The sequence below is a fragment of the Rhodococcus sp. Leaf225 genome (assembly GCF_001426145.1).
Lineage (GTDB): Bacteria > Actinomycetota > Actinomycetes > Mycobacteriales > Mycobacteriaceae > Rhodococcoides.
Map to the genome: position 1 here is coordinate 65,428 of NZ_LMRN01000025.1, position 17,824 is coordinate 83,251.

Annotated in this window: 21 protein-coding genes and 2 tRNA genes; 12 read left to right on the forward strand and 11 right to left on the reverse strand. The window is 69.0% G+C overall.

Annotation, left to right across the window (positions count from 1 at the left end; all coding sequences use genetic code 11):
* Positions 1 to 112 precede the first annotated feature (112 nt).
* Positions 113 to 1,177 (reverse strand): histidinol-phosphate transaminase, encoded by a 1,065-nt coding sequence (gene hisC / locus ASG69_RS18550; protein ID WP_056444223.1) that lies wholly within the window; start codon positions 1,175 to 1,177, stop codon positions 113 to 115.
* A 92-nt stretch (positions 1,178 to 1,269) separates the two neighbouring features.
* On the opposite strand from hisC, the gene ASG69_RS18555 reads away from it, so the two are divergent.
* From ASG69_RS18555 to ASG69_RS18575, 5 genes are all read left to right on the forward strand, one after another.
* Positions 1,270 to 1,983: a dienelactone hydrolase family protein gene (locus ASG69_RS18555; RefSeq protein WP_027506573.1), complete on the forward strand. Its 714-nt coding sequence runs from the start codon at positions 1,270 to 1,272 to the stop codon at positions 1,981 to 1,983.
* 94 nt (positions 1,984 to 2,077) lie between these two features.
* A tRNA-Ser gene (locus ASG69_RS18560) sits at positions 2,078 to 2,167 on the forward strand.
* 43 nt (positions 2,168 to 2,210) lie between these two features.
* Positions 2,211 to 2,286 (forward strand) — tRNA-Arg (locus ASG69_RS18565).
* 121 nt (positions 2,287 to 2,407) lie between these two features.
* Positions 2,408 to 3,196, forward strand: coding sequence for a crotonase/enoyl-CoA hydratase family protein (locus ASG69_RS18570; protein WP_056443165.1), 789 nt, complete (start codon positions 2,408 to 2,410; stop codon positions 3,194 to 3,196).
* A gap of 61 nt (positions 3,197 to 3,257) precedes the next feature.
* On the forward strand, positions 3,258 to 3,569 hold the full coding sequence (locus ASG69_RS18575; RefSeq protein WP_051613569.1) for a DUF2834 domain-containing protein: 312 nt from the start codon (positions 3,258 to 3,260) through the stop codon (positions 3,567 to 3,569).
* Between the two features lie 3 nt (positions 3,570 to 3,572).
* Here ASG69_RS18575 and ASG69_RS18580 read toward each other — a convergent pair whose 3' ends face one another.
* A complete protein-coding gene (locus ASG69_RS18580) occupies positions 3,573 to 4,208 on the reverse strand; it encodes a dihydrofolate reductase family protein (RefSeq protein WP_056443168.1) in 636 nt (211 codons plus the stop codon).
* Positions 4,209 to 4,284: 76 nt separating this feature from the next.
* A complete protein-coding gene (locus ASG69_RS18585) occupies positions 4,285 to 5,076 on the reverse strand; it encodes an SDR family NAD(P)-dependent oxidoreductase (protein WP_056443169.1) in 792 nt (263 codons plus the stop codon).
* 135 nt (positions 5,077 to 5,211) lie between these two features.
* On the opposite strand from ASG69_RS18585, the gene ASG69_RS18590 reads away from it, so the two are divergent.
* Both ASG69_RS18590 and ASG69_RS18595 read left to right on the forward strand, forming a co-directional pair.
* Positions 5,212 to 6,468, forward strand: coding sequence for a PucR family transcriptional regulator (locus ASG69_RS18590; protein WP_156380582.1), 1,257 nt, complete (start codon positions 5,212 to 5,214; stop codon positions 6,466 to 6,468).
* A gap of 70 nt (positions 6,469 to 6,538) precedes the next feature.
* Positions 6,539 to 7,417, forward strand: a complete 879-nt coding sequence (locus tag ASG69_RS18595; RefSeq protein ID WP_056443175.1) for an alpha/beta fold hydrolase — start codon at positions 6,539 to 6,541, stop codon at positions 7,415 to 7,417.
* Here the strand turns inward: ASG69_RS18595 and ASG69_RS18600 are convergent.
* Both ASG69_RS18600 and ASG69_RS18605 read right to left on the reverse strand, forming a co-directional pair.
* Positions 7,393 to 8,247 carry an LLM class flavin-dependent oxidoreductase gene (locus ASG69_RS18600; protein WP_056443177.1) on the reverse strand — a complete coding sequence of 285 codons (855 nt, stop codon included), beginning with the start codon at positions 8,245 to 8,247 and terminating at the stop codon, positions 7,393 to 7,395. The genes ASG69_RS18595 and ASG69_RS18600 overlap by 25 nt on opposite strands.
* The gene (locus tag ASG69_RS18605) at positions 8,244 to 9,236 is read right to left on the reverse strand and encodes a helix-turn-helix transcriptional regulator (protein WP_056443180.1); all 993 of its coding nucleotides are present in this window, start codon (positions 9,234 to 9,236) and stop codon (positions 8,244 to 8,246) included. Before ASG69_RS18605 ends, ASG69_RS18600 begins: the two co-directional genes overlap by 4 nt.
* Before the next feature lie 116 nt (positions 9,237 to 9,352).
* Between ASG69_RS18605 and ASG69_RS18610 the strand changes: the two genes are divergently transcribed.
* Complete coding sequence (locus ASG69_RS18610; protein ID WP_056443183.1) at positions 9,353 to 9,757, forward strand: glyoxalase/bleomycin resistance/extradiol dioxygenase family protein; 405 nt, start codon at positions 9,353 to 9,355, stop codon at positions 9,755 to 9,757.
* Here ASG69_RS18610 and ASG69_RS18615 read toward each other — a convergent pair.
* Positions 9,735 to 10,628 carry an amidohydrolase family protein gene (locus tag ASG69_RS18615; RefSeq protein ID WP_268788596.1) on the reverse strand — a complete coding sequence of 298 codons (894 nt, stop codon included), beginning with the start codon at positions 10,626 to 10,628 and terminating at the stop codon, positions 9,735 to 9,737. The genes ASG69_RS18610 and ASG69_RS18615 overlap by 23 nt on opposite strands.
* An 85-nt stretch (positions 10,629 to 10,713) precedes the next feature.
* Between ASG69_RS18615 and ASG69_RS18620 the strand changes: the two genes are divergently transcribed.
* Positions 10,714 to 11,565, forward strand: coding sequence for an SDR family oxidoreductase (locus ASG69_RS18620; RefSeq protein ID WP_056443186.1), 852 nt, complete (start codon positions 10,714 to 10,716; stop codon positions 11,563 to 11,565).
* On the opposite strand, the gene ASG69_RS18625 is transcribed toward ASG69_RS18620, so the two are convergent.
* Complete coding sequence (locus ASG69_RS18625; RefSeq protein ID WP_056443188.1) at positions 11,562 to 12,173, reverse strand: TetR/AcrR family transcriptional regulator; 612 nt, start codon at positions 12,171 to 12,173, stop codon at positions 11,562 to 11,564. The two genes, ASG69_RS18620 and ASG69_RS18625, sit on opposite strands and share 4 nt — an antisense overlap.
* Before the next feature lie 44 nt (positions 12,174 to 12,217).
* Between ASG69_RS18625 and ASG69_RS18630 the strand changes: the two genes are divergently transcribed.
* The 3 genes from ASG69_RS18630 to ASG69_RS22580 are packed head-to-tail and all read left to right on the forward strand — an operon-like array spanning position 12,218 to position 15,137.
* Complete coding sequence (locus ASG69_RS18630; RefSeq protein ID WP_056443191.1) at positions 12,218 to 13,771, forward strand: thiolase C-terminal domain-containing protein; 1,554 nt, start codon at positions 12,218 to 12,220, stop codon at positions 13,769 to 13,771.
* Positions 13,768 to 14,565 carry an enoyl-CoA hydratase-related protein gene (locus tag ASG69_RS18635; RefSeq protein WP_056443195.1) on the forward strand — a complete coding sequence of 266 codons (798 nt, stop codon included), beginning with the start codon at positions 13,768 to 13,770 and terminating at the stop codon, positions 14,563 to 14,565. The genes ASG69_RS18630 and ASG69_RS18635 overlap by 4 nt, the downstream gene beginning before the upstream one ends.
* The gene (locus ASG69_RS22580; protein ID WP_056443198.1) at positions 14,550 to 15,137 is read left to right on the forward strand and encodes a DUF6518 family protein; all 588 of its coding nucleotides are present in this window, start codon (positions 14,550 to 14,552) and stop codon (positions 15,135 to 15,137) included. Before ASG69_RS18635 ends, ASG69_RS22580 begins: the two co-directional genes overlap by 16 nt.
* A 6-nt stretch (positions 15,138 to 15,143) precedes the next feature.
* On the opposite strand, the gene ASG69_RS18645 is transcribed toward ASG69_RS22580, so the two are convergent.
* The 4 genes from ASG69_RS18645 to ASG69_RS18660 all read right to left on the reverse strand — a co-directional run bounded on the left by ASG69_RS18645 (position 15,144) and on the right by ASG69_RS18660 (position 17,749).
* Entirely contained in the window at positions 15,144 to 15,896 is a 753-nt protein-coding gene (locus ASG69_RS18645) for an NADPH-dependent F420 reductase (RefSeq protein ID WP_081821384.1), read from the reverse strand.
* 10 nt (positions 15,897 to 15,906) lie between these two features.
* Positions 15,907 to 16,665 carry a molybdate ABC transporter substrate-binding protein gene (gene modA, locus ASG69_RS18650; protein WP_056443201.1) on the reverse strand — a complete coding sequence of 253 codons (759 nt, stop codon included), beginning with the start codon at positions 16,663 to 16,665 and terminating at the stop codon, positions 15,907 to 15,909.
* 66 nt (positions 16,666 to 16,731) lie between these two features.
* Positions 16,732 to 17,271, reverse strand: a complete 540-nt coding sequence (locus tag ASG69_RS18655; RefSeq protein WP_051613550.1) for a thioesterase family protein — start codon at positions 17,269 to 17,271, stop codon at positions 16,732 to 16,734.
* Positions 17,272 to 17,308: 37 nt separating this feature from the next.
* On the reverse strand, positions 17,309 to 17,749 hold the full coding sequence (locus ASG69_RS18660) for a MarR family winged helix-turn-helix transcriptional regulator (protein WP_027506590.1): 441 nt from the start codon (positions 17,747 to 17,749) through the stop codon (positions 17,309 to 17,311).
* Between the last annotated feature and the right edge of the window lie 75 nt (positions 17,750 to 17,824).

Sequence of the window (17,824 nt, forward strand, 5' to 3'; positions counted from 1 at the left end):
GCGTCGACCCACCCGGCCGCCGGGGGTGTGCACACCCTCTGCGTCGACCGCACACCCTTTCCTGCCGGCTGCTGAGGGTGTTCACTCACCGCCAGGGGTGTGCACACACTCCTCAGTGCGCCGCCGCGAACGTCTCGGCGGCCGACGCGGCGAACGCGAGGAACGCGTCGTTCTCGTGCGGGTCGCCCACCGTCACGCGCACTCCGTCGTCTCCGTAGGCGCGGACGATGACACCGGCCTCGGTGGACGCTGCGGAGAAGTCGCCCGACTCCGCGCCCAGCGGGATCCAGACGAAGTTCGCCGACGACTCGGGTACGTGGAATCCCATGCTGCGCAACGAGTCCCGTAACCGCGACCGCTCGGCCGTCACGGTGGCCGTGCGTGCCAGCAGTTCGTCCGAGGCCGCGAGAGATGCGACGGCGCCACTCTGCGCGACACTGCTCACGCTGAACGCGGTGTGCACCTTCTTCATCGACGTGATGATCGACGGTGCTCCGACGGCGTACCCCACCCGTAGTCCGGCGAGGCCGTAGGCCTTCGAGAACGTCCGCAGCACCACGACGTTGGGTCGGGTTCGTCCGATCTCCACGCCGTCGATCGCGCGGTCGGTGTACTCGAAGTAGGCCTCGTCCAGCACCACGACGATGTGGTCGGGGATCGCGTCGAGGAACCGTTCGAGGTCGGCGGGGTCCACCACGGTGCCCGTCGGGTTGTTCGGGTTGCACACGAACATGAGACGGGTCTTGTCCGTCACTGCTGCGGCCATCGCGTCGAGGTCGTGCACGTCGTCGTGAGTGAGCGGCACACGCACGGCGGTGGCGCCGGCGACGAGCGTGACGATGGGGTAGGCCTCGAACGAGCGCCAGCCGAAGACGACCTCGTCCCCGGCGTTGCAGGTGACCTGGACCAACTCCTGGCACAGCGCGACCGATCCGCAGCCGACGGCGACGGTGGTGGCCGGGACGTCGAGGAAGTCCGCGAGCGCCTCGACCAGGACTGTCGACTGGTTGTCGGGATAGCGGTTCACTCCGGCCGCCGCCTCGGCGATGGCCTCGCGAACGCTGGGCAGCGGGCCGGCCGTGGTCTCGTTGCTGGCGAGTTTGATCGCGCCCGGGAACGAGCGGCCGGGCAGGTAACCGGGGATGGCATCGAGGTCGGGGCGCGTGCGTGGGGTCACGATCACCGATTATGCGCGGCGGTCGGACACAGTGTGGTCGCGGCTCTCGCTCGACCCTCGCTTTCGCCATTGTGTGCCATTACCGTGGAGCCATGTCGGGTCTCATCGAGGACACTGCGCCCATCCGCCCCCGCGACGAGGGTGCGGACACAGCCACGCTCGATCGCGTGCCGCTCACCGCGTTCGAGCCGGACAGCAGGGCTCGCGGCGGCATCGTGGTGTTGCACGAGGCGCGCGAGCTCCCGCAGGCCCTGCTCGAGTTCATGCGGTCCCTCGCCGCCGACGGCTGGTTGGTCGCGGCGCCGCACCTGTTCCACCGGGCGGCGGGCGACGACGAGGTGTTCGGCACGCCGTTGTTCGAGGACTTCGACGCCACCGTCGACTGGCTGCAGAGCCGAGGCGTCCCGACCGACTGCATCGGCGTCATCGGATTCGACGACGCCGGAACCGCAGCCGCCCTGGTGGCCACCGATCGAGCCATCGGTGCGGCGGTGAGTGTCGCGGCTCCCGGCATCGTCGAGGCGCTGACCACGGATGCGCTCGCTCTCGTCGACGCGGCGGCATCCCTCAAGGCGCCCTGGCTCGGTCTCTACGGACGCGACGACGTCCGCACTCCCGTGGAGCATGTGGAGCAGTTGCAGGAGGCCGTGTCGAAGGCGTCCGTCGCCACGCTCGTCGTCAGTTACGCCGGCGTCGAGCATCGTGCGGACGAGGAATCCGCCGTGTCGGAGGAGTCGGCCGGCGAGGAGGCGATCGTCGACGCCCAGCGTCGCATCTTCGACTGGTTCGACAGTCATCTCCGATAAGACCGCCCCACCAGCCGTTTTGCGTCTACTCCGGGGCGTGTGTAATCTTCCTTCTCGGCGGTTCGCAAGGACCGGTGCCCTCGAAAGAGGTCCAGGAGGCGTGCCAGAGCGGCCGAATGGGAGTCACTGCTAATGACTTGACCCTTCACCGGGTCCGGAGGTTCAAATCCTCTCGCCTCCGCCACTTTCGACTTCGGTCGGAGGACAACTGAACAGCACCACAGCATGCGCCCGTAGCTCAACGGATAGAGCACCTGACTACGGATCAGGAGGTTAGGGGTTCGAATCCCTTCGGGCGCACCACAGAGAGCCGGTACCAGGATCATCCTGGTGCCGGCTTTCTGCATGTACGGGTCCGGCACCTCTGTGTACTATGTGATGGAACATATAACCGGGTTCCGGCCCGCCACAGGGGGAGTGTGTCGTGACCGAGTTCCAGACGATCACCGTCGAACCGCGTGGGCACGTCCTGCACATCGGGCTGAACAGGCCGTCGAAGCGGAACTCCTTCACCACCGACATGATCCGCGAGCTGTCCACGGCGTACGGAATGTTGGAGGCGGACGACGACCTCCGTGCCGGACTCCTCTTCGCTCACGGTGAGCACTTCACCGCCGGTCTCGATCTCGTGGACGTCGCCCGGCATCTGACGGGCGATCGTCTGCCGTTCGCTGAGGGTGGGCGGGATCCGTGGCGCCTCGACGGAACGTGGACCACTCCGGTGGTGGCGGCGGTGCACGGATGGTGCATGACGCTCGGCATCGAACTGCTGCTGGCGTCCGACATCCGGGTCGCCGCAGCCGGAACGCGTTTCTCTCAGATGGAAGTTCAGCGCGGTATCTACCCGTTCGGCGGGGCGACCCTGCGGTTTCCTCGCGAGACCGGCTGGGGGAACGCCATGCGGTGGATGCTCACCGGAGACGAGTTCGATGCCGAGGAGGCTCGTCGCATCGGGCTCGTGCAGGAGGTCTGTGCGAATCCCGCCGCGGCGATCGAGCGCGCGATCGAGCTCGCACACCGCATCGCGGAGTCCGCTGCGCCGCTCGGTGTGCGGGCCACGCTGGAGTCCGCTCATCGCAGCCTGATCGAGGGGGACGCCGCCGCGGCGGCGCAGCTGCTCCCCGGCATCCGGGCACTGTTCTCGACGGCCGACGCGGCCGAGGGGATGCTGTCGTTCGTCGAGAGACGGCAGGCCACCTTCACCGGCAGGTGATACTCATCAGATTCACACCACGAACGGAGCATCGGTGACGACGTCGGACGAACGAAGACTCATGGCACTCGCGGCAGTGGCGGGTGTCGCGCAGAACGCGATCGCCCTGCCCTACGTCCGGAAGCACGGGACACGATCCGCCGCCGACTTCTTCGTCGGGAAGATCTGGTCCACCGTGCCCGGACGGTTCGCGATGGTGGATCTCATCCTCGTGGTGATCGCCTTCCACGTCTGGGCGTTGCCCGAGGCGCGGCGACTCGGCATCGTCCGGTGGTGGCTGGTCACGGTGCTCCTCACGTTCGGTGTGGGTATCGGCTCGGCGATCCCGTTCTTCCTCGCCGTGCGAGCTCGGACCGTCCGACTCGCGGGCTGAGAATCACCGGCGGCCCCGCTCCGGGGCGCTCATGTCCCCGGTGCCGGGTGTGCCGTCCGCCAGCGCGTACTGCAGGAACACGGTGCCGCCCGGGCTCGCCTGCGGTGGGGCAACGAGGGCGAGGCTCGTCGGCAGGGCGCCGGTGTCGAACACCGTCTTACCGACACCCAGCACGATGGGGTGCAGCCACAGGTCGAGGCGGTCGAACAACCGCTCCCGCACCAGTGTCTGCACCAGATCGAGACTCCCCACGACCTTGATGTCCTGATGCCGCTCTCGGATCTCGCGCACAGCGGTCGGTAGATCCGGGCCCAGTACCGAGGATCCGGCCCAGTCGAGCGTGCGCGGATCGCGCGAGGCGACGTACTTGGGAATCCCGTTGAAGAGACTCGCGATGCCGTCGTCCGGTCCGCCCTGCTGATGCGGCCAGTACGACGCGAAGATGTCGTACGTCCGTCGCCCGAGCAGGAGCGCATCGGTGCCGCGGTAGGCCGCATCGATCTGCGCGCCGGTGACGTCGTCGATCAGCGGCGCCTGCCAGCCGCCGAACGGGAACCCGTCCGGGTCCTCGTCAGGTCCGCCGGGAGCTTGCCCGACGAGGTCGAGCGTCGCGAACATCTCGATGGTGATCGTTCCCATGGCGTCACTCCTCGGTTGCGTGTGACGAGATGGACCACCGAGCGGTGCGGAAGTCATCGCGGAGGGCTGTCGAGGTTCACACGCTCCTCGCCGCCAGGCCACCGTCGACGGGGAGGCAGACCCCGTTGATGTAGGCCGCGTCGTCCGAGGCGAGAAAGACAGCCGCATTGGCCACGTCCTGTGGCGTGCCCATCCGTCCGGTCGGACTCGCGGCATGGCGGGCGGCCAGTGCGGTCTCGCGAGACGCGTCGTCCACCAGGGTGTGCGAGACCAGGGGTGTGTCGATCAGCCCCGGCAGGATCGCGTTGACCCGGACACCGAACGCGGCGTACTCCAGCGCCAATGCCACGGTCAGCTGATTCACTCCGGCCTTCCCGGCAGCGTAGGCGGGATAGGAGTACCCGGTGTACCGGATGCTCGCCAGCGAGGAGACGTTCACAATCGCGCCGCCCCCCTCCGAGAGCATCCACGGAATCGTGTACTTGCAGGTGAGGAACACCCCCGTGAGATTCAGCGACAGCGCGGCGTTCCACCGGTCGATGCTCAGGTCGGTGACCTGCCCGGTGGTCACCGACCCGACGTTGTTGTGCAGGATCGTGGGCGGCCCGACGGCGTGTGCGGCGGCGTCGACAGCGTCGCGAACGCCGTCCTCGTCCGTGATGTCCGCCGCGATCGCCATCGCTCGTCCTCCGTCGCTCACGATCTCCTTCGTCGTCAGCTCGGCCTCGGCGCGGTCCCGGTCGATCGCCACCACCGTCGCCCCGGCCCTGGCATAGGCGAGTGCGGCGGCGCGGCCGTTGCTCATGGCTGTTCCGCTCGACCCTGCGCCGAACACGAGCACGACACGGCCGGACAGTGACGGTGGCATGGCGGGCTCCGGATTCCGAGGGCGAATGTGACCTCTCGATGGTCGTCGACGGGTGGGGCCCAGAACCAGCGCGCCGCGTCGAGCGACAGCGCGAAACTTCCACCATCTGTAGGAAGAACTGGGATGGTGACATTCATGACGGGCACCCCGAGCGTCGATGCTCGCCTCTTGGAGCTGATCGATGCTCTGGCCGAACATCTCGGCCGGTCGGTCGTGGTCGACGACCCGGCAATCCGGTTGATCTGTGCGAGCAGGCATTTCGGTGACGAGGATGCCGTGCGCGTCCGCGCGGTGTTGCAACGCGACGCCGGTGCCGACGTCGGCCGGTACGTTCTGTCCCGAGGCGCCGGACGGTGGCACGGAGCGCACGTCCTCGAGGCGAGCCAGGACCTGGGGCTGACCGCGCGGCTGTGTGTGCCGCTGCACGGGCCGGGATGGTTACTCGGTTTCCTCATGGTCATCGATGCCGACGGTTCTCTCACTCCGGACGAGATCCGGCACATCGAGAAGGTGAGCCGGGACGTCGCATCCGTGATGCATGCAGGCGTCATCGCATCCGGCGGGGACTCCGTCGAACGGACGGCAGCGTTGCGCGATCTCCTCGGCGACGACGAGGCCGCCCGGCGCGCCGCCGAGGCGTGGTTCGTGAGGAACGGGGGGCCGACGGGGTCGGCGTACGTGACCGTGGTGTCGTTCGTCGTCACCACGCTGGGCACGCCGGACGCCTCGGTCGCGACGGCGCTGCAGGTGGCCGTCGACATGGCGGCGCGGACGCGCGGTGTCGCGGCGCAGCACCTCGTCGACCAGGACCGCGCGATCCTGTTACTCGCGTCGGAAGCGGTTCCGACGCGCGCGGGAACGCTCGAGCACGTTCGCCGGGTGACGGAGGGCCTCGATCGGGTGCTCGGCGCCGGCTCCTATCGCTGCGCCGTCGGCGTCGGCATCTCGACCGAGGGACGCGCAGGCGCGTGGCGTGCTCGCCACCGCGCGGACGTCGCGTCACGAGCACCGTCCGCCGGCGCCGTCTTCTGGGACGACCTCGGGGTGGACGCGGTGCTGCTCGAGCTTCCCGCGGAGGTGATGGTTCCGGAATCCGTCCCCGCACCGCTGCGCCGCCTCATGGAGAAGGACCCGTCGGGACGGCTGACGTCGACGCTGCGGTCGTTTCTCGACCACGGTGGTTCCGTCGCGAGGACGGCCGCCGAACTCCACATGCATCGGACGTCGCTCTACTACCGGTTGGACCGGATACGGGAGATCACGTCGCTCGATCTCGACTCGGGACGGGATCGGCTGCAGCTGCATCTGGGGCTGCACCTACATGACCTGACCTCGCAGTTCCGACATAACGAGGATCGTGGCACCGCGCATCCCGACGGACAGAGGTGGTGACACAGGTCACCATGGCGCGACACTCGTTCAGTCGGTGTCTCCGCCGGCACCGACCCGAGGAGCCGCAACCATGATGGTCATCACCAGCGACGGGTGTGCGCTCGACGTCAGAGACAGCGGTCCCGGATCAACCGGTGACACCCTGGTGTTGATGCACGGATGGTCGCAGTCACGGGCGATGTTCGACCGCGTGATCCCTCTGCTCGCACCCACGCATCGGGTGGTGTCTTTCGACCTCCGTGGTCACGGACTGTCGGGCAAGCCGGCGACGGGCGCGCGCGTCGCGCGGCTGGCAGCCGATCTGCACGAGGTTCTCGACGCCCTCGCGGTGGATCGAGCGTGCCTGGTCGGACACTCGTTGGGGGCCTCGGTCGCCTGGAGCTACCTGGACACTCACGGATCGTCCCGCGTCGACTCCCTCGTCGTCGTGGACCAGCCGAGCGCCTGCGCCGTCCTGCCGTGGATGACGGCCGAGGACGGCAGGGATGCGGGTGCGATCCTGGACGTCGCCGGTGCCGACGCTTTCGTGGCATCGCTGACGTCTCCCGAGAGCGACGCGATCCGCCACGCGTTCCTGGTGTCGATGCTCTCCCCGGACATCGGAGCCGACGACGTGGAGTGGCTCTACCGGGAGAACCTTCGGATGCCGGCCGCGTGGGGTGCGCGGCTCCTGTTCGATCACATCATGCAGGACTGGCGAGACGTGTTGCCCGGCATCGACGTTCCCACCCTCGTGATCGGCGGCGCGGTCAGCCACGTGTCGACCGCGTCTCAGGCCTGGACTGCCGACCGCATCCCCGGCGCCGAACTTCGCGTTTTCACCAGAGCCGAAGGGGGCAGCCACTTTCCGTTCTTCGAGAATGCCGCATGCTTCGCCCCCGTGCTCCTCGACTTCCTCGCCGCACACAGTGTTCCGTCGGGTGCTCAGCGCACCGCCGCAGCCGTCTGACCGAGCACCTCGATCAACCCCTCGAGATCGGGCTCGTCGTCGGTGGGGTGGGCGACGACCGTCGTGATGCCGAGGTGCCCCAGGCGGGCGACCTCGTCCGCCACCTCCGCCGCGCCGCCGGTGACCGCGAGCCCGCTCGTATCGGACTTGCCCCAGCGCGCGACCTCGTCGCGAATGCGGTCGTCCGCGCCGGCGCCCACCGCCACCAGTCGAGGCGCGATGACGCGGTGGTCGGCGGAGCGCCGCGCTGCGCTCACCTCGGCACACGAGGCGGCCAGCTCGTCGTCCGACATCGCGGCCGCGAACAAGGTGCCGTCCGAGTGGGATGCCGCGTAGCGCAGCGTCTTCGGACCGGTACCGCCGAGAAAGAACGGTTCGTCGGGCGCCGGCCACTGCAGCTGCACGGCATCGAGGGTGACGTACCGGCCGTCGACGGTGACCTCCTCCCCGCGCAGCAGCGCCTGCAGAGCGGTCGAGTACTCGTCCAGCAGCGTCATCGGAGACACGACGCGGGCGCCGACCTGCCCCATCCAGTGCTGCACGCCGTGTCCGGCACCGGCGAGGAACCGGCCGGGGAACAGTCGATGCAGCGACGCGACCTCCATGGCGCACAGGGCGACGTTGCGCAGCGGCGCGGGCATGAGTCCCAGGCCGACCTGGATGCGCTCGGTGCTCGCCAGCACTGTGGCCGCGGTCGTCAGCCCACCGTGGCTGAAACAGTCCTCCCACAGCCAGAACTCGTGGAGTCCCGCCTTCTCCGCGGCGCGTGCGGCCGTGATCAGCCGGGCAGGGTCGTGGGCGGGGGTGAACACGATGCCGAGTCTCGTCACGAGTCAGTCGTAGCAGATCGAGCGCCCGCCGGGGGCGCGTCGGTTCGTTCGGGGCCGAGACGTGCCGCGACCGTGGCCATCGCCGTCACGAGATCGGGCGGGGAGACGTCCTCGAGGTTCGCGTCGAACCGTGCGAGGGACGCGGCCACGGCGACCCACGACCACGAGCCGACCGTCACGCGGCACCGCTCTGCGTCGACGTGTTCCACGGACTCGTCCGACTCGGTGAGGAACGGCCGCAGCGCCTCGGCCGGCAGACGGACGACCGCCTCGCCGACGCAGGGCCAGGTACCCGTCTCCGATCCGCGGAGTCGCGCCTGGAGCAGGCGACCGGCGGATCCGCCCGGGACGGGCCGTGGTGTGAAGCGTCGGCCGGTCGGTGGGCGCAGCTCCATGCGATCGAGTCGGAAGATGCGCCAGTCGTCGCGCGCCAGATCCCATGCCACCAGGTACCACCGCGCCCGCGCGGTCACGACGCCGTAGGGCTCGACGTGTCGCGACGAGGGTTCGGACGAGGGGGACGTGTACGCGAACCGCAGTGCCTCGGTGCCGACCGCACCGGCGACCGCCAGCAGTGTTCGGCTGTCGACCAGGGGCGTGGACTCGGGCGGAGGCGTCGTCGCCACGCGGTCGAGTCTGTGGCGCAACCTGCTCGGGAGCACCTGACGCACGGTGGCGAGAGCTCGGGCGGCAGGCTCGGCCACGTCCACGCCGAGTGACGTGGCACCGCCGAGGGCGACGGCGAGTGCCACCGCCTGGTCGTCGTCGAAGAGCAGAGGCGGAAGGTCGGCGCCCGCGTCCAGGCGATAGCCCCCGTCGGGCCCCTTCACGGACGACACCGCGTACCCCAGCTCGCGGAGCCGGTCGACGTCCCTCCGGACGGTGCGCGGACTCACCTCGAGTCGCCGAGCCAGTTCCTCGCCCGGCCAGCCCCGTCGGTGCTGCAGCAACGACAGCAGCGTGAGCATGCGTGACGAGGGTGCGGGCATGCCGCCGATACTGCCCGAAGTAGCGGACAGAGACTGGCCGCTTCGACCGACACAGTGGGTCTGCAGGCGGTGATCGCCGCCCGCGAGAGACCACCCACGAGGAGAACCCCACGACCGTGACCAGCACCCTGCATCTGAACTTCGACGGCCACGCGCGCGCCGCGCTCGAGTACTACCACTCGGTGTTCGGCGGCGATCTCGTCGTGGTCCCGTACGGCGACACGAGCCCAGATCAGGCCGACCAGGTGGTGTGGGGCCAGGTCTCCTCGCCGGACGGCTTCCACGTGATGGCCTACGACGTGCAGCACGACCTCGTGCGGGACGCGGGCCGCAACGCCTTCTACTTCTCGTTGCGCAGCACCGACACCGACGCGATCACCGGCTACTGGACGGCGCTCGCCGCGGGGTCGACCGTCGAGGTGGAACTCGGTCCGTCGGTGTTCTCCCCGCTGTACGGCAAACTCACCGACCGCTTCGGTGTCGTCTGGATCATCGACGTCATGGTGCCGTACGGCGGCTGAACCGTGCCCAGTTGTCGTGCAGCACAGCGCGGGACCAGTCGTCACCGAGTCCGAGGCCGACCACGCTCTCGACCGCGTGCGCGTACGAGTAGGGGATGTTGGGGAAGTCGCTGCCGAACACGATCTTGTCCTGCAGGTCGCGCAGGCGCGGCAACGCCGATCGCGGGTAGGGCGAGAGCTGTTCGGTGAAATCGGTGAACACCATCGTGGTGTCGAGCCCGACGTTGTCGAACGTCTCGGCCAGGGTGAGGAAGTCCTCGTACTCGGGCATGCCCATGTGCGCGATCAGCAGGGTGAGTGTCGGAAAGCGGCGCAGTAGTGCGCGGATCGGGTCCGGTCCGGTGTGGCGACCGGGTTCGGGTCCCGATCCGCAGTGGATGACGACGGGTACGGCGGCGTCGTCGAGAACCGCCCACACGTCGTCCAGGTACGGATCGTGGACGTCGATGTCGCCCACCTGCACATGGCATTTCAGCACCCCGACCCCGTCCTCGACGGCGGTACGGACGTACCGAGCAGCGTCCGGTTCGGGGTGAAAGGTGGCGGTGCGTACACAGTCGGGTGTCCGGTCCGCGAACTCCGCGGCCCACCCGTTCAACCACTCCGCCATGCCGGGCTTGTGCGGGTACAGCAGGGACGTGAACGTCCCTACCCGGTACCTGCGCAGCAGGTCGGTGCGTTCGTCCTCGTCCACGCGGTACTCGATCGGCCACGCGGTACCGAGGCGGTCGTCCACGGAGTCGAAGTAGTTCCACACCTTGGCCAGAACGCTGTGCGGCATGAAATGCGTGTGCACGTCCACCAGTGACTCGAGGCGGAGGTCGTCGAGCACTCGGTGGACCCGGCGGATGTCGTCGTCACGGTTCTGCACGGGATCGATCCTCGCATCGCCGGGGCGGCCGCGACGGCACTCCGGACCCTTGACTTTGCGGACACTGCGTGTCTGTAATAAGACGATGACGGGATCACTGCACGGACGAGTCATCGCCATCACCGGTGGCGCACGGGGAATCGGCCTCGCGACGGCGCGCGCGCTCGTCGCCGCCGGCGCCAGGGTGGCGATCGGGGACGTGGACGCGGACGCCCTCGCCGCCGGGGCCGAGTCCGCGCGGGTGCACCTGCACGGAGCACTGGACGTCACGGACCCGGCGTCCTTCGACGCCTTCCTCGACCGCGTCGAGCGTGAGCTGGGCCCGGTCGACGTCCTGGTCAACAACGCCGGAATCATGCCGGTCGGGGCGCTGACGGACGAGCCGGACGCGGTGGCACGCCGGATCATGGACGTGAACGTGCACGGCGTCATCATCGGCACTAAGTCGGCGCTGCACCGCATGGTGCCGAGACGGCGCGGACACGTCGTCTCCATCGCCTCGATGGCGGGTGAGACGGTGGCGCCAGGCCTGGCCACCTACTGCGCCAGCAAGTCTGCGGTCATCGCGTTCACCGAGGCGGCGAGGGTGGAGTACCGATCCTCGGGCGTCGAGTTCTCCCTGGTCCTGCCGTGGTTCGTCAACACCGAACTCACGGCGGGAACGAGAGACGTGCCCTTCATGAAGAAGGCCGAACCCGAGGACATCGCGCAGGCGGTGGTCCGGCTCGTCGAGAAGCCGCGACCCAAGGTGCGCATCCCGGCCTCGGCCGGCGCGATCGTCGTCAGCCAGCGCTTCATGCCGCGCCGACTCGGTGAGTTCGTCAGTCGCCGTTTCGGATCCGAGCAGATCTTCCTCGGCGACGTGGACGCGGAACGGCGTCGCGCGTACGAGGACAGGGCGCGCGGGCAGTCGTCCGCTCCCGAGTCGACGCGCTAGCGGCGCACGCTCGCCAGCACCGCGTCGACCAGTCCGTCGATGTACGCGTCGTCCGCGGTGGCGGCGGACGGCGCCTCGGTCGCATCGTGTGCGAACAACACTCGGCTCAGAACGGCGCCCGTGAGCATCTCGAGCAGCAGTGTGGTCCGCACGTGTTCCGGTAACTCGCCGCGGGACACGGCGCGGCGGACGATGTCTCGGGTCGCGACGAATCTGCTCGTGCTGATGGTGGCGGTCAGCGCCTCGAGCAGATCGGGATACACGCGGGCGTCGAGGGCCACGCGCACGGCGATGAGCCCCGAGGAGTCTCGGTAGCCCCGCAGGAGTTGACGAGCCAGTTCCGTGAGATCGCCTGTCAGGGTGCCGGTGTCGATGGGGTCGACGAGGGGGAGCACGGTCTCCAGAGCCCCGGTGAGGAGTGCCTCCTTGGTGGGCCACCGACGGTAGATCGCCGCGCGGCCCACGCCACCGCTCTTGGCGACGGCATCGATGGTGAATCCCGCCCACCCGGTGCGCCAGTACACGTCCACGACGGCGTCGTACACCCGCGATTCCATGGCGGGGTCGCGTGGCCGCCCCCGTCGCGCCGTGCCGTCGGTCGACTCCATGCCATCAGATTACAGACAACTGGTGTCTGTAATAAGGTGATCCCATGTCACAGGAAGCAGACCGCATCCCGGTCGTCGTGGGCGTGGGCGATGTCGTGTCCGGCAGCGCCGGCGCTGCGGCCGACCCCGTGGAGCCGATGGAGCTCGTGCTGCGCGCGGTCCGTGCTGCGCTCGACGACAGCGGAACGTCGGCGCTCGGCGCCGCGGTGGACGCGATCCACGCCGTGCGCACGACGAGCTGGAACTACGACGATCTCCCGGCTCTGATCGCAGCACGGCTGGGGGCATCCGCGCCGACGCGGTCCACCAGCACCATCGGCGGTCACCACCCCGCGCGCCTGATGGACCGAGTGGGGCACGACATCGCCGCCGGTCGCAGCTCCGTGGCACTCGTCGTCGGCGGCGAGACGCAGGCATCCGTGCGAGCACTGACGAAAGCCGGAACGGATCCCGTCGAGCTCGGCTGGGCCGTCGCACCGGGCGGCCCGCCGACCTTCGCACCGGACGACCTCGGCAGCGCCGAGATGCAGCGAGCGGGCATCCTCGCCCCCGTCCAGATCTATCCGCTGTTCGACCGCGCTCGGGCCGACCGTCTCGGTCTGCGACCCAGCGAGTCATTGACGGCGTCGGCAGAGCTGTACTCGCGGTTCTCCGCTGTCGCGGCGCGACATCCGGTCGCGTGGAGTCCGGTCGAGCGGTCGCCCGACGACATCGCCGGCGTGGACGCGTCGAACCGCGCGGTGTCCGACTGCTATCCCCTCGCCATGAACGCCATGCCGTTCGTCGACCAGGCCGCTGCGGTGCTGGTGTGTTCGCTGGCGGCAGCGCGCGCGGCCGGGGTGGACGAGGACCGCATCGTGTACCTGTGGGGCGGCGCCGGTGCGTCCGATGCCCCGGACATCATGGCGCGCAGCACCTTCGATCATTCACCGGCGCTCCGAGCGGCGGTGCGCACCACCCTCGCCGCGGCGGGTGTCGCGGGTGCCGATCTCACCTTCGTCGATGCCTACAGCTGCTTTCCCGTCGTCCCTCTCCTGTTGATGGACGAGCTGGGACTGTCGTCGGATGCCACTCCCACGGTCCTGGGCGGCCACTCGTTCTTCGGTGGGCCGCTCAGCAGCTACTCGTTGCACGCGGTCGCGGAATCGACCCGGCTGCTGCGACAGTCCCGCGGCGGACGCGCTCCGGCGATCGCGATGGTGCATGCGAACGGCGGCTACCTCACCCACCAGCACACCATCCTGTTGTCGACCGATCCGCACGAGGCCGGATACGTCGGGAACCCCGATGCGGTGAGCGTGTCGGCGACAGCGGTACCCGTGACGCACGGCCACAGCGGTCGCGCGATCGTCGAGACGGCGACTGTCATGTTCGGGCGCGGCGGGGAACCGGAACAGGCGCTCGTCATCGCCCGCACACCCGAGGGTGACCGCATCGCCGGTCGTACCGGGGCGGACGCCGCGGCGGCGCTTCATCGAGTGGTCACCGACCGCGACGTCTCACCGGTCGGCCTCACGATCGACGTGGTGGACGAGGGCGGGAACCTGGACATCACCCTCGACTCGATCACGGCGAACGGCAGGGGAGTACGGGCATGAGCGATCAGGACGTGGTTCTCACGGAACGCCGCGGACACGTGCTGCTGGTGACGTTGAACCGCCCCGCCGCGGCCAACAGCGTGAACGCAGAGGTGCACACCCTGCTGGGCGAGGCGTGGGAACTGGCGGACGGCGACGAGTCGATCCGTGCCGTCGTCCTCACGGCGGCGGGCTCCGGCACCTTCTGCGGCGGAGCCGATCTGAAGGCACTCGGCACGCGGGGTCCCGACGGTGTGACCCCTCCGGAGACGGCGCACTGGGGCTTCGCCGGCGTCACCAGGCACCCGATCTCCACGCCGATCGTCGTCGCGGTCACCGGGAACGCACTCGGCGGTGGGACCGAGATCGCACTGTCCGGTGATGTCGTGATCGCCTCCACCACTGCACGATTCGGGCTTCCCGAGGTGCATCGCGGGCTGATCGCGGGAGCGGGCGGACTCTTCCGGCTGGTCGACGCGATCCCGCGAGCGATCGCGATGGAACTGATCCTCACCGGTGAGCCCATGAGTGCGGACGACGCGGCGCGGTGGGGACTCGTCAATCGTGTGGTGGAACCGGACGCCGTTCTCGACACGGCGCTTCGGTTGGCGGAGACCATCGCGGCGGGAGCGCCTCTCGCGATTCGCGCCAGCAAGGTCATCGCCCGGGGCATCGTCGACGGGCGCATCCCGTCCGAAGCGGCCGCATGGGAGGAGACCGACCGCGCGCTCACGCAGTTGTCCACGTCCTCCGACACGGTCGAGGGGATCATGGCGTTCATGGAGAAGCGCGAACCCCGGTGGACGGGGCGCTGATCGGCGCACGACGTCTCGTCGCGGCGGCCGCGCTCGGGTCCGCTGCGGGTGTGGCCCTCGTGGTTCTGTTCACCATCGTGCCGCCGCCGTGGGATGCGCTCGTGAACACGAGTGCGCTGTGGGGCTTGGTGCCGTTCGCGGTGGCGGCCCGGTCGCCGCACGGACGCGGTGTGGCAGTCGGAGTCGCGTCGATGCTCGCGCTCGTCCTGGTGTGGATCCTGCTGTCGCCGAACGTGATCACCGTGCGGGAAGTGCTGGTCTTCGTCCTCGTCCTCGTCCTCGTCGGACTCGGTGCGGGGGCGGTGTGCGGCGCAGCCGGTGCTGCTGTCGGGCGTGACCGCCGTGTGAGCGGGACGGTGGTCGTGGCGGGGATCGTGCTCGGTGAGGCCGTGTACGGGACCGTCGTGGTCGGCGGTCCGCACTGGTTCGTGGAAGCCGCGCTGGCGGGCATCCTCGTGCCGGCGTGTTGCCGCACCGCGGCGACACGAGTCCGTGCGGGACTCGGTGCCGCCGCGGTGGCGGGTGCGCTGTTCGGCGCCTACTGGGCCTACGACGCGGTGCTCACCACCTGAGGGGTGTCAGGCCTTCCACTCCGCGGTGCGTTCCGGGGTTGCCTGCGCCAGCGCATCGACCGTCGCGTCGACTCCGAAGTCCTTGCCGTACACGGGTGTACCCGGCTGCTGGCGCCAGGAGTCGGCCAACGATCCGGCGTCGACGACGTCGAAGCCGATCTCGTCGATGACGGCGGACACGATCTTCTTGGCGTCGGCATCGTCGCCGGCGATCGGCAGCGCGATGCGGCCCTCGGTGCCGGCCGGGACGCCCTTGTTCAGGAGGTGCTTCCACCAGATTCCGTTGAATGCCTTCACGACCGGCTCGCCCAGCAGTTCCGAGACCCACACGCTCTCCGGTGTGCCGTCCTCGATCGCGTCGATCTTGCCGTCCCGCTGCTGCGGGTAGTAGTTGTTCGTCTCGATCACCGGAGCACCGGGCTTGCGGGCCGAGAGGATGCCGGACGCGAGGTCCGGCGTGTTCTTCTGCGGGATGCTGACGATGACGAGATCCGCGTCGGTCGCGGCGTCCTTCGCCCAGACCGCGGTGGCGCCGGTCTCGGACGCCAGATCCGCGAGGGTCTCCGGATCCCGAGAGTTGGCGACGGCAACCTCGTGGCCCACGGCGCGCAGCCGTCGGGTCAGGGTTCCGCCGATGTCGCCTGCTCCGATGATGCCGATCTTCACGTGCTTCTCCTTCGGTCGTGCAACGAACGTCTCGTTCGGCCAACCCCGTCCGCGCGGGAAAGATTCCCCCGTGGCGGCGGATCCTCGGCGCACCGGCGGTCTCTCAGGGCGCGCCGAACCCGGCGTCGGCCAGCACCTTCCGTCCGTCGGGACCGGAGACGAAGTCGACGAAGGCGCTCGCGATGTCCGGTGCGCCGGAGTCGGCCAGTGCGGCGATGGGATAGGAGTTCACCGCGCCCGACGCCTCCGGGAACGGCACGGTGACGACGGCGTCACCGGCGCCGGCCGCGTCGGTGACGTAGACCAGGCCGGCATCGGCCTGACCGGACGTGACCTTGCCCAGAACGTCCGTCACGGACGATTCCTCGCTGGCAGGGGTGAGGCTCACCCCGGCGGTCGTCTCGATCTTCTCGGTGGCGGCACCGCACGGAACCTGCGGCGCGCACACGACGACCGTGGCCCCGGACGTCGCCAGGTCCGAGAACGAGCCGATCCCGGCGGGGTTGCCCGGCGGAGTGACGATCGTCAGAGTGTTGGTCGCGAACGTGACCGGGTCACCGTCGATCAACTCGGCGTCCCGTGCCTTGTCCATGGTGATCGTGTCCGCCGAGGCCAGAACGTCCCCGGGCGCACCCTGCGACAACTGGGACACCAGATCGGACGACCCCGCGAACGTGAACGTCACGGCGGTACCCGGGCGGGTCTGCTCGAACTGCTCACCCAGCTCGGTGAACGACGCCTTCAGCGACGCGGCAGCGAACACGGTGATGCCGTCTTCGGCCGGTCCGGGCGAGGAGCACCCCGTGAGCGACAGTGCCACCACCGCCGCGCACCCCAGCACTGCGATCCTCGTCGTCACCATGTCGGCTCCTTTCGCCGCAGATGCGGTTCGAAGGAGACCATATAGGAGCATGCGCGCCCGGAAGGGTCAGACGTCCTCGAATGCGGCGACCACGAGATGCTGAGTGCGTCTGCCGAGCGGAATCTCTGCGTCCGGGCGGCGAAGTGGGGCTGCATCGCCGTCGAACAGGGCGACGATGTCGTCGGTCGGTACCGAGGATCCGCTGTCGTCGAGAAACCTGAGGGCGACGATCGCGGTCGCGTGGACACGTCCGTCGACGTCGAAGATCTGTTCGAGATAGGCGTTCTTCGCGTCGACACCGAGGAAGCGGGTGGACACCGAGAACTTCGTCCACAGGGTGAGGGAGCGGACGTACGTGATGGTCTGTGACGCGACGACGGGATGCCACCCGCGTCCACGCAGGGCTCGCCACAGGCCACCGCGCACGAACATGTCGACTCGACCCGCGTCGAGGACGGACAGGTATCGACCGTTGTTCATGTGCATCAGCACGTCCAGATCGGACGGTGCGACGCGGAACCACGTACGGGTCGGGTCGACCCGTACCGGCCCGCGTCCCGTGCGCCACGGCGCCATCTGTCGGAGCAGGCGGAGCGACATCAGCATGGCGTCACTATGACGGTTCGGTCGCCCCGCGGAGTCGTCAGGGTTCGGTCGGCATGGACGTGAGGTGCGCGAGGAGCGGCGCGGCACGGGTGAGCAGAGCCGCATCCTCCGCTGACATGGCCGCGAGTCGGCGTCCGACGGCGTCGATCCACACGTCGTCGATCATCTCACCGTGTCGACGTGCCGTGGCGGTGGAATGCAGCCGACTCGACCGTCTGTCACCGGGATCGGTGTCCCGCGCGAGCAGCCCCTTGTCGATCAGACGTCGCACCGTCGTGCTGACGTTGCTGCTGTGCAGGCCCAGCATGCGGGCGACGTCCGAGACGGTGGTCCCTTCGTGGCTGACCACCACACGCAGAACCTCGAGTTCGGAATGGGGGAGGGCGGGCAGTCCGGACTGTCGTTCGCCGAATCGGCGCAGCGACCACACGAGAGCCCGCACCTCGCGGGCGATGTCGATCACATCGGACTCGCTCACTGGACTTCCAGACGCCATGGCTGACATTCTACTCATGTGAGTATGTATAAAGTTATATCCAATACGGAGGCCACC

Coding starts and splice junctions, on each gene's coding strand:
- ASG69_RS18555 (WP_027506573.1), top strand. CDS start 1,270: ATGTCGGGTCTCATCGAGGACACTGCGCCCATCCGCCCCCGCGACGAG.
- ASG69_RS18575 (WP_051613569.1), top strand. CDS start 3,258: ATGGCACTCGCGGCAGTGGCGGGTGTCGCGCAGAACGCGATCGCCCTG.
- ASG69_RS18580 (WP_056443168.1), bottom strand. CDS start 4,208: ATGGGAACGATCACCATCGAGATGTTCGCGACGCTCGACCTCGTCGGG.
- ASG69_RS18585 (WP_056443169.1), bottom strand. CDS start 5,076: ATGCCACCGTCACTGTCCGGCCGTGTCGTGCTCGTGTTCGGCGCAGGG.
- ASG69_RS18590 (WP_156380582.1), top strand. CDS start 5,212: ATGACGGGCACCCCGAGCGTCGATGCTCGCCTCTTGGAGCTGATCGAT.
- ASG69_RS18595 (WP_056443175.1), top strand. CDS start 6,539: ATGATGGTCATCACCAGCGACGGGTGTGCGCTCGACGTCAGAGACAGC.
- ASG69_RS18605 (WP_056443180.1), bottom strand. CDS start 9,236: ATGCCCGCACCCTCGTCACGCATGCTCACGCTGCTGTCGTTGCTGCAG.
- ASG69_RS18620 (WP_056443186.1), top strand. CDS start 10,714: ATGACGGGATCACTGCACGGACGAGTCATCGCCATCACCGGTGGCGCA.
- ASG69_RS18625 (WP_056443188.1), bottom strand. CDS start 12,173: ATGGAGTCGACCGACGGCACGGCGCGACGGGGGCGGCCACGCGACCCC.
- ASG69_RS18630 (WP_056443191.1), top strand. CDS start 12,218: ATGTCACAGGAAGCAGACCGCATCCCGGTCGTCGTGGGCGTGGGCGAT.
- ASG69_RS18635 (WP_056443195.1), top strand. CDS start 13,768: ATGAGCGATCAGGACGTGGTTCTCACGGAACGCCGCGGACACGTGCTG.
- modA (WP_056443201.1), bottom strand. CDS start 16,665: ATGGTGACGACGAGGATCGCAGTGCTGGGGTGCGCGGCGGTGGTGGCA.
- ASG69_RS18655 (WP_051613550.1), bottom strand. CDS start 17,271: ATGCTGATGTCGCTCCGCCTGCTCCGACAGATGGCGCCGTGGCGCACG.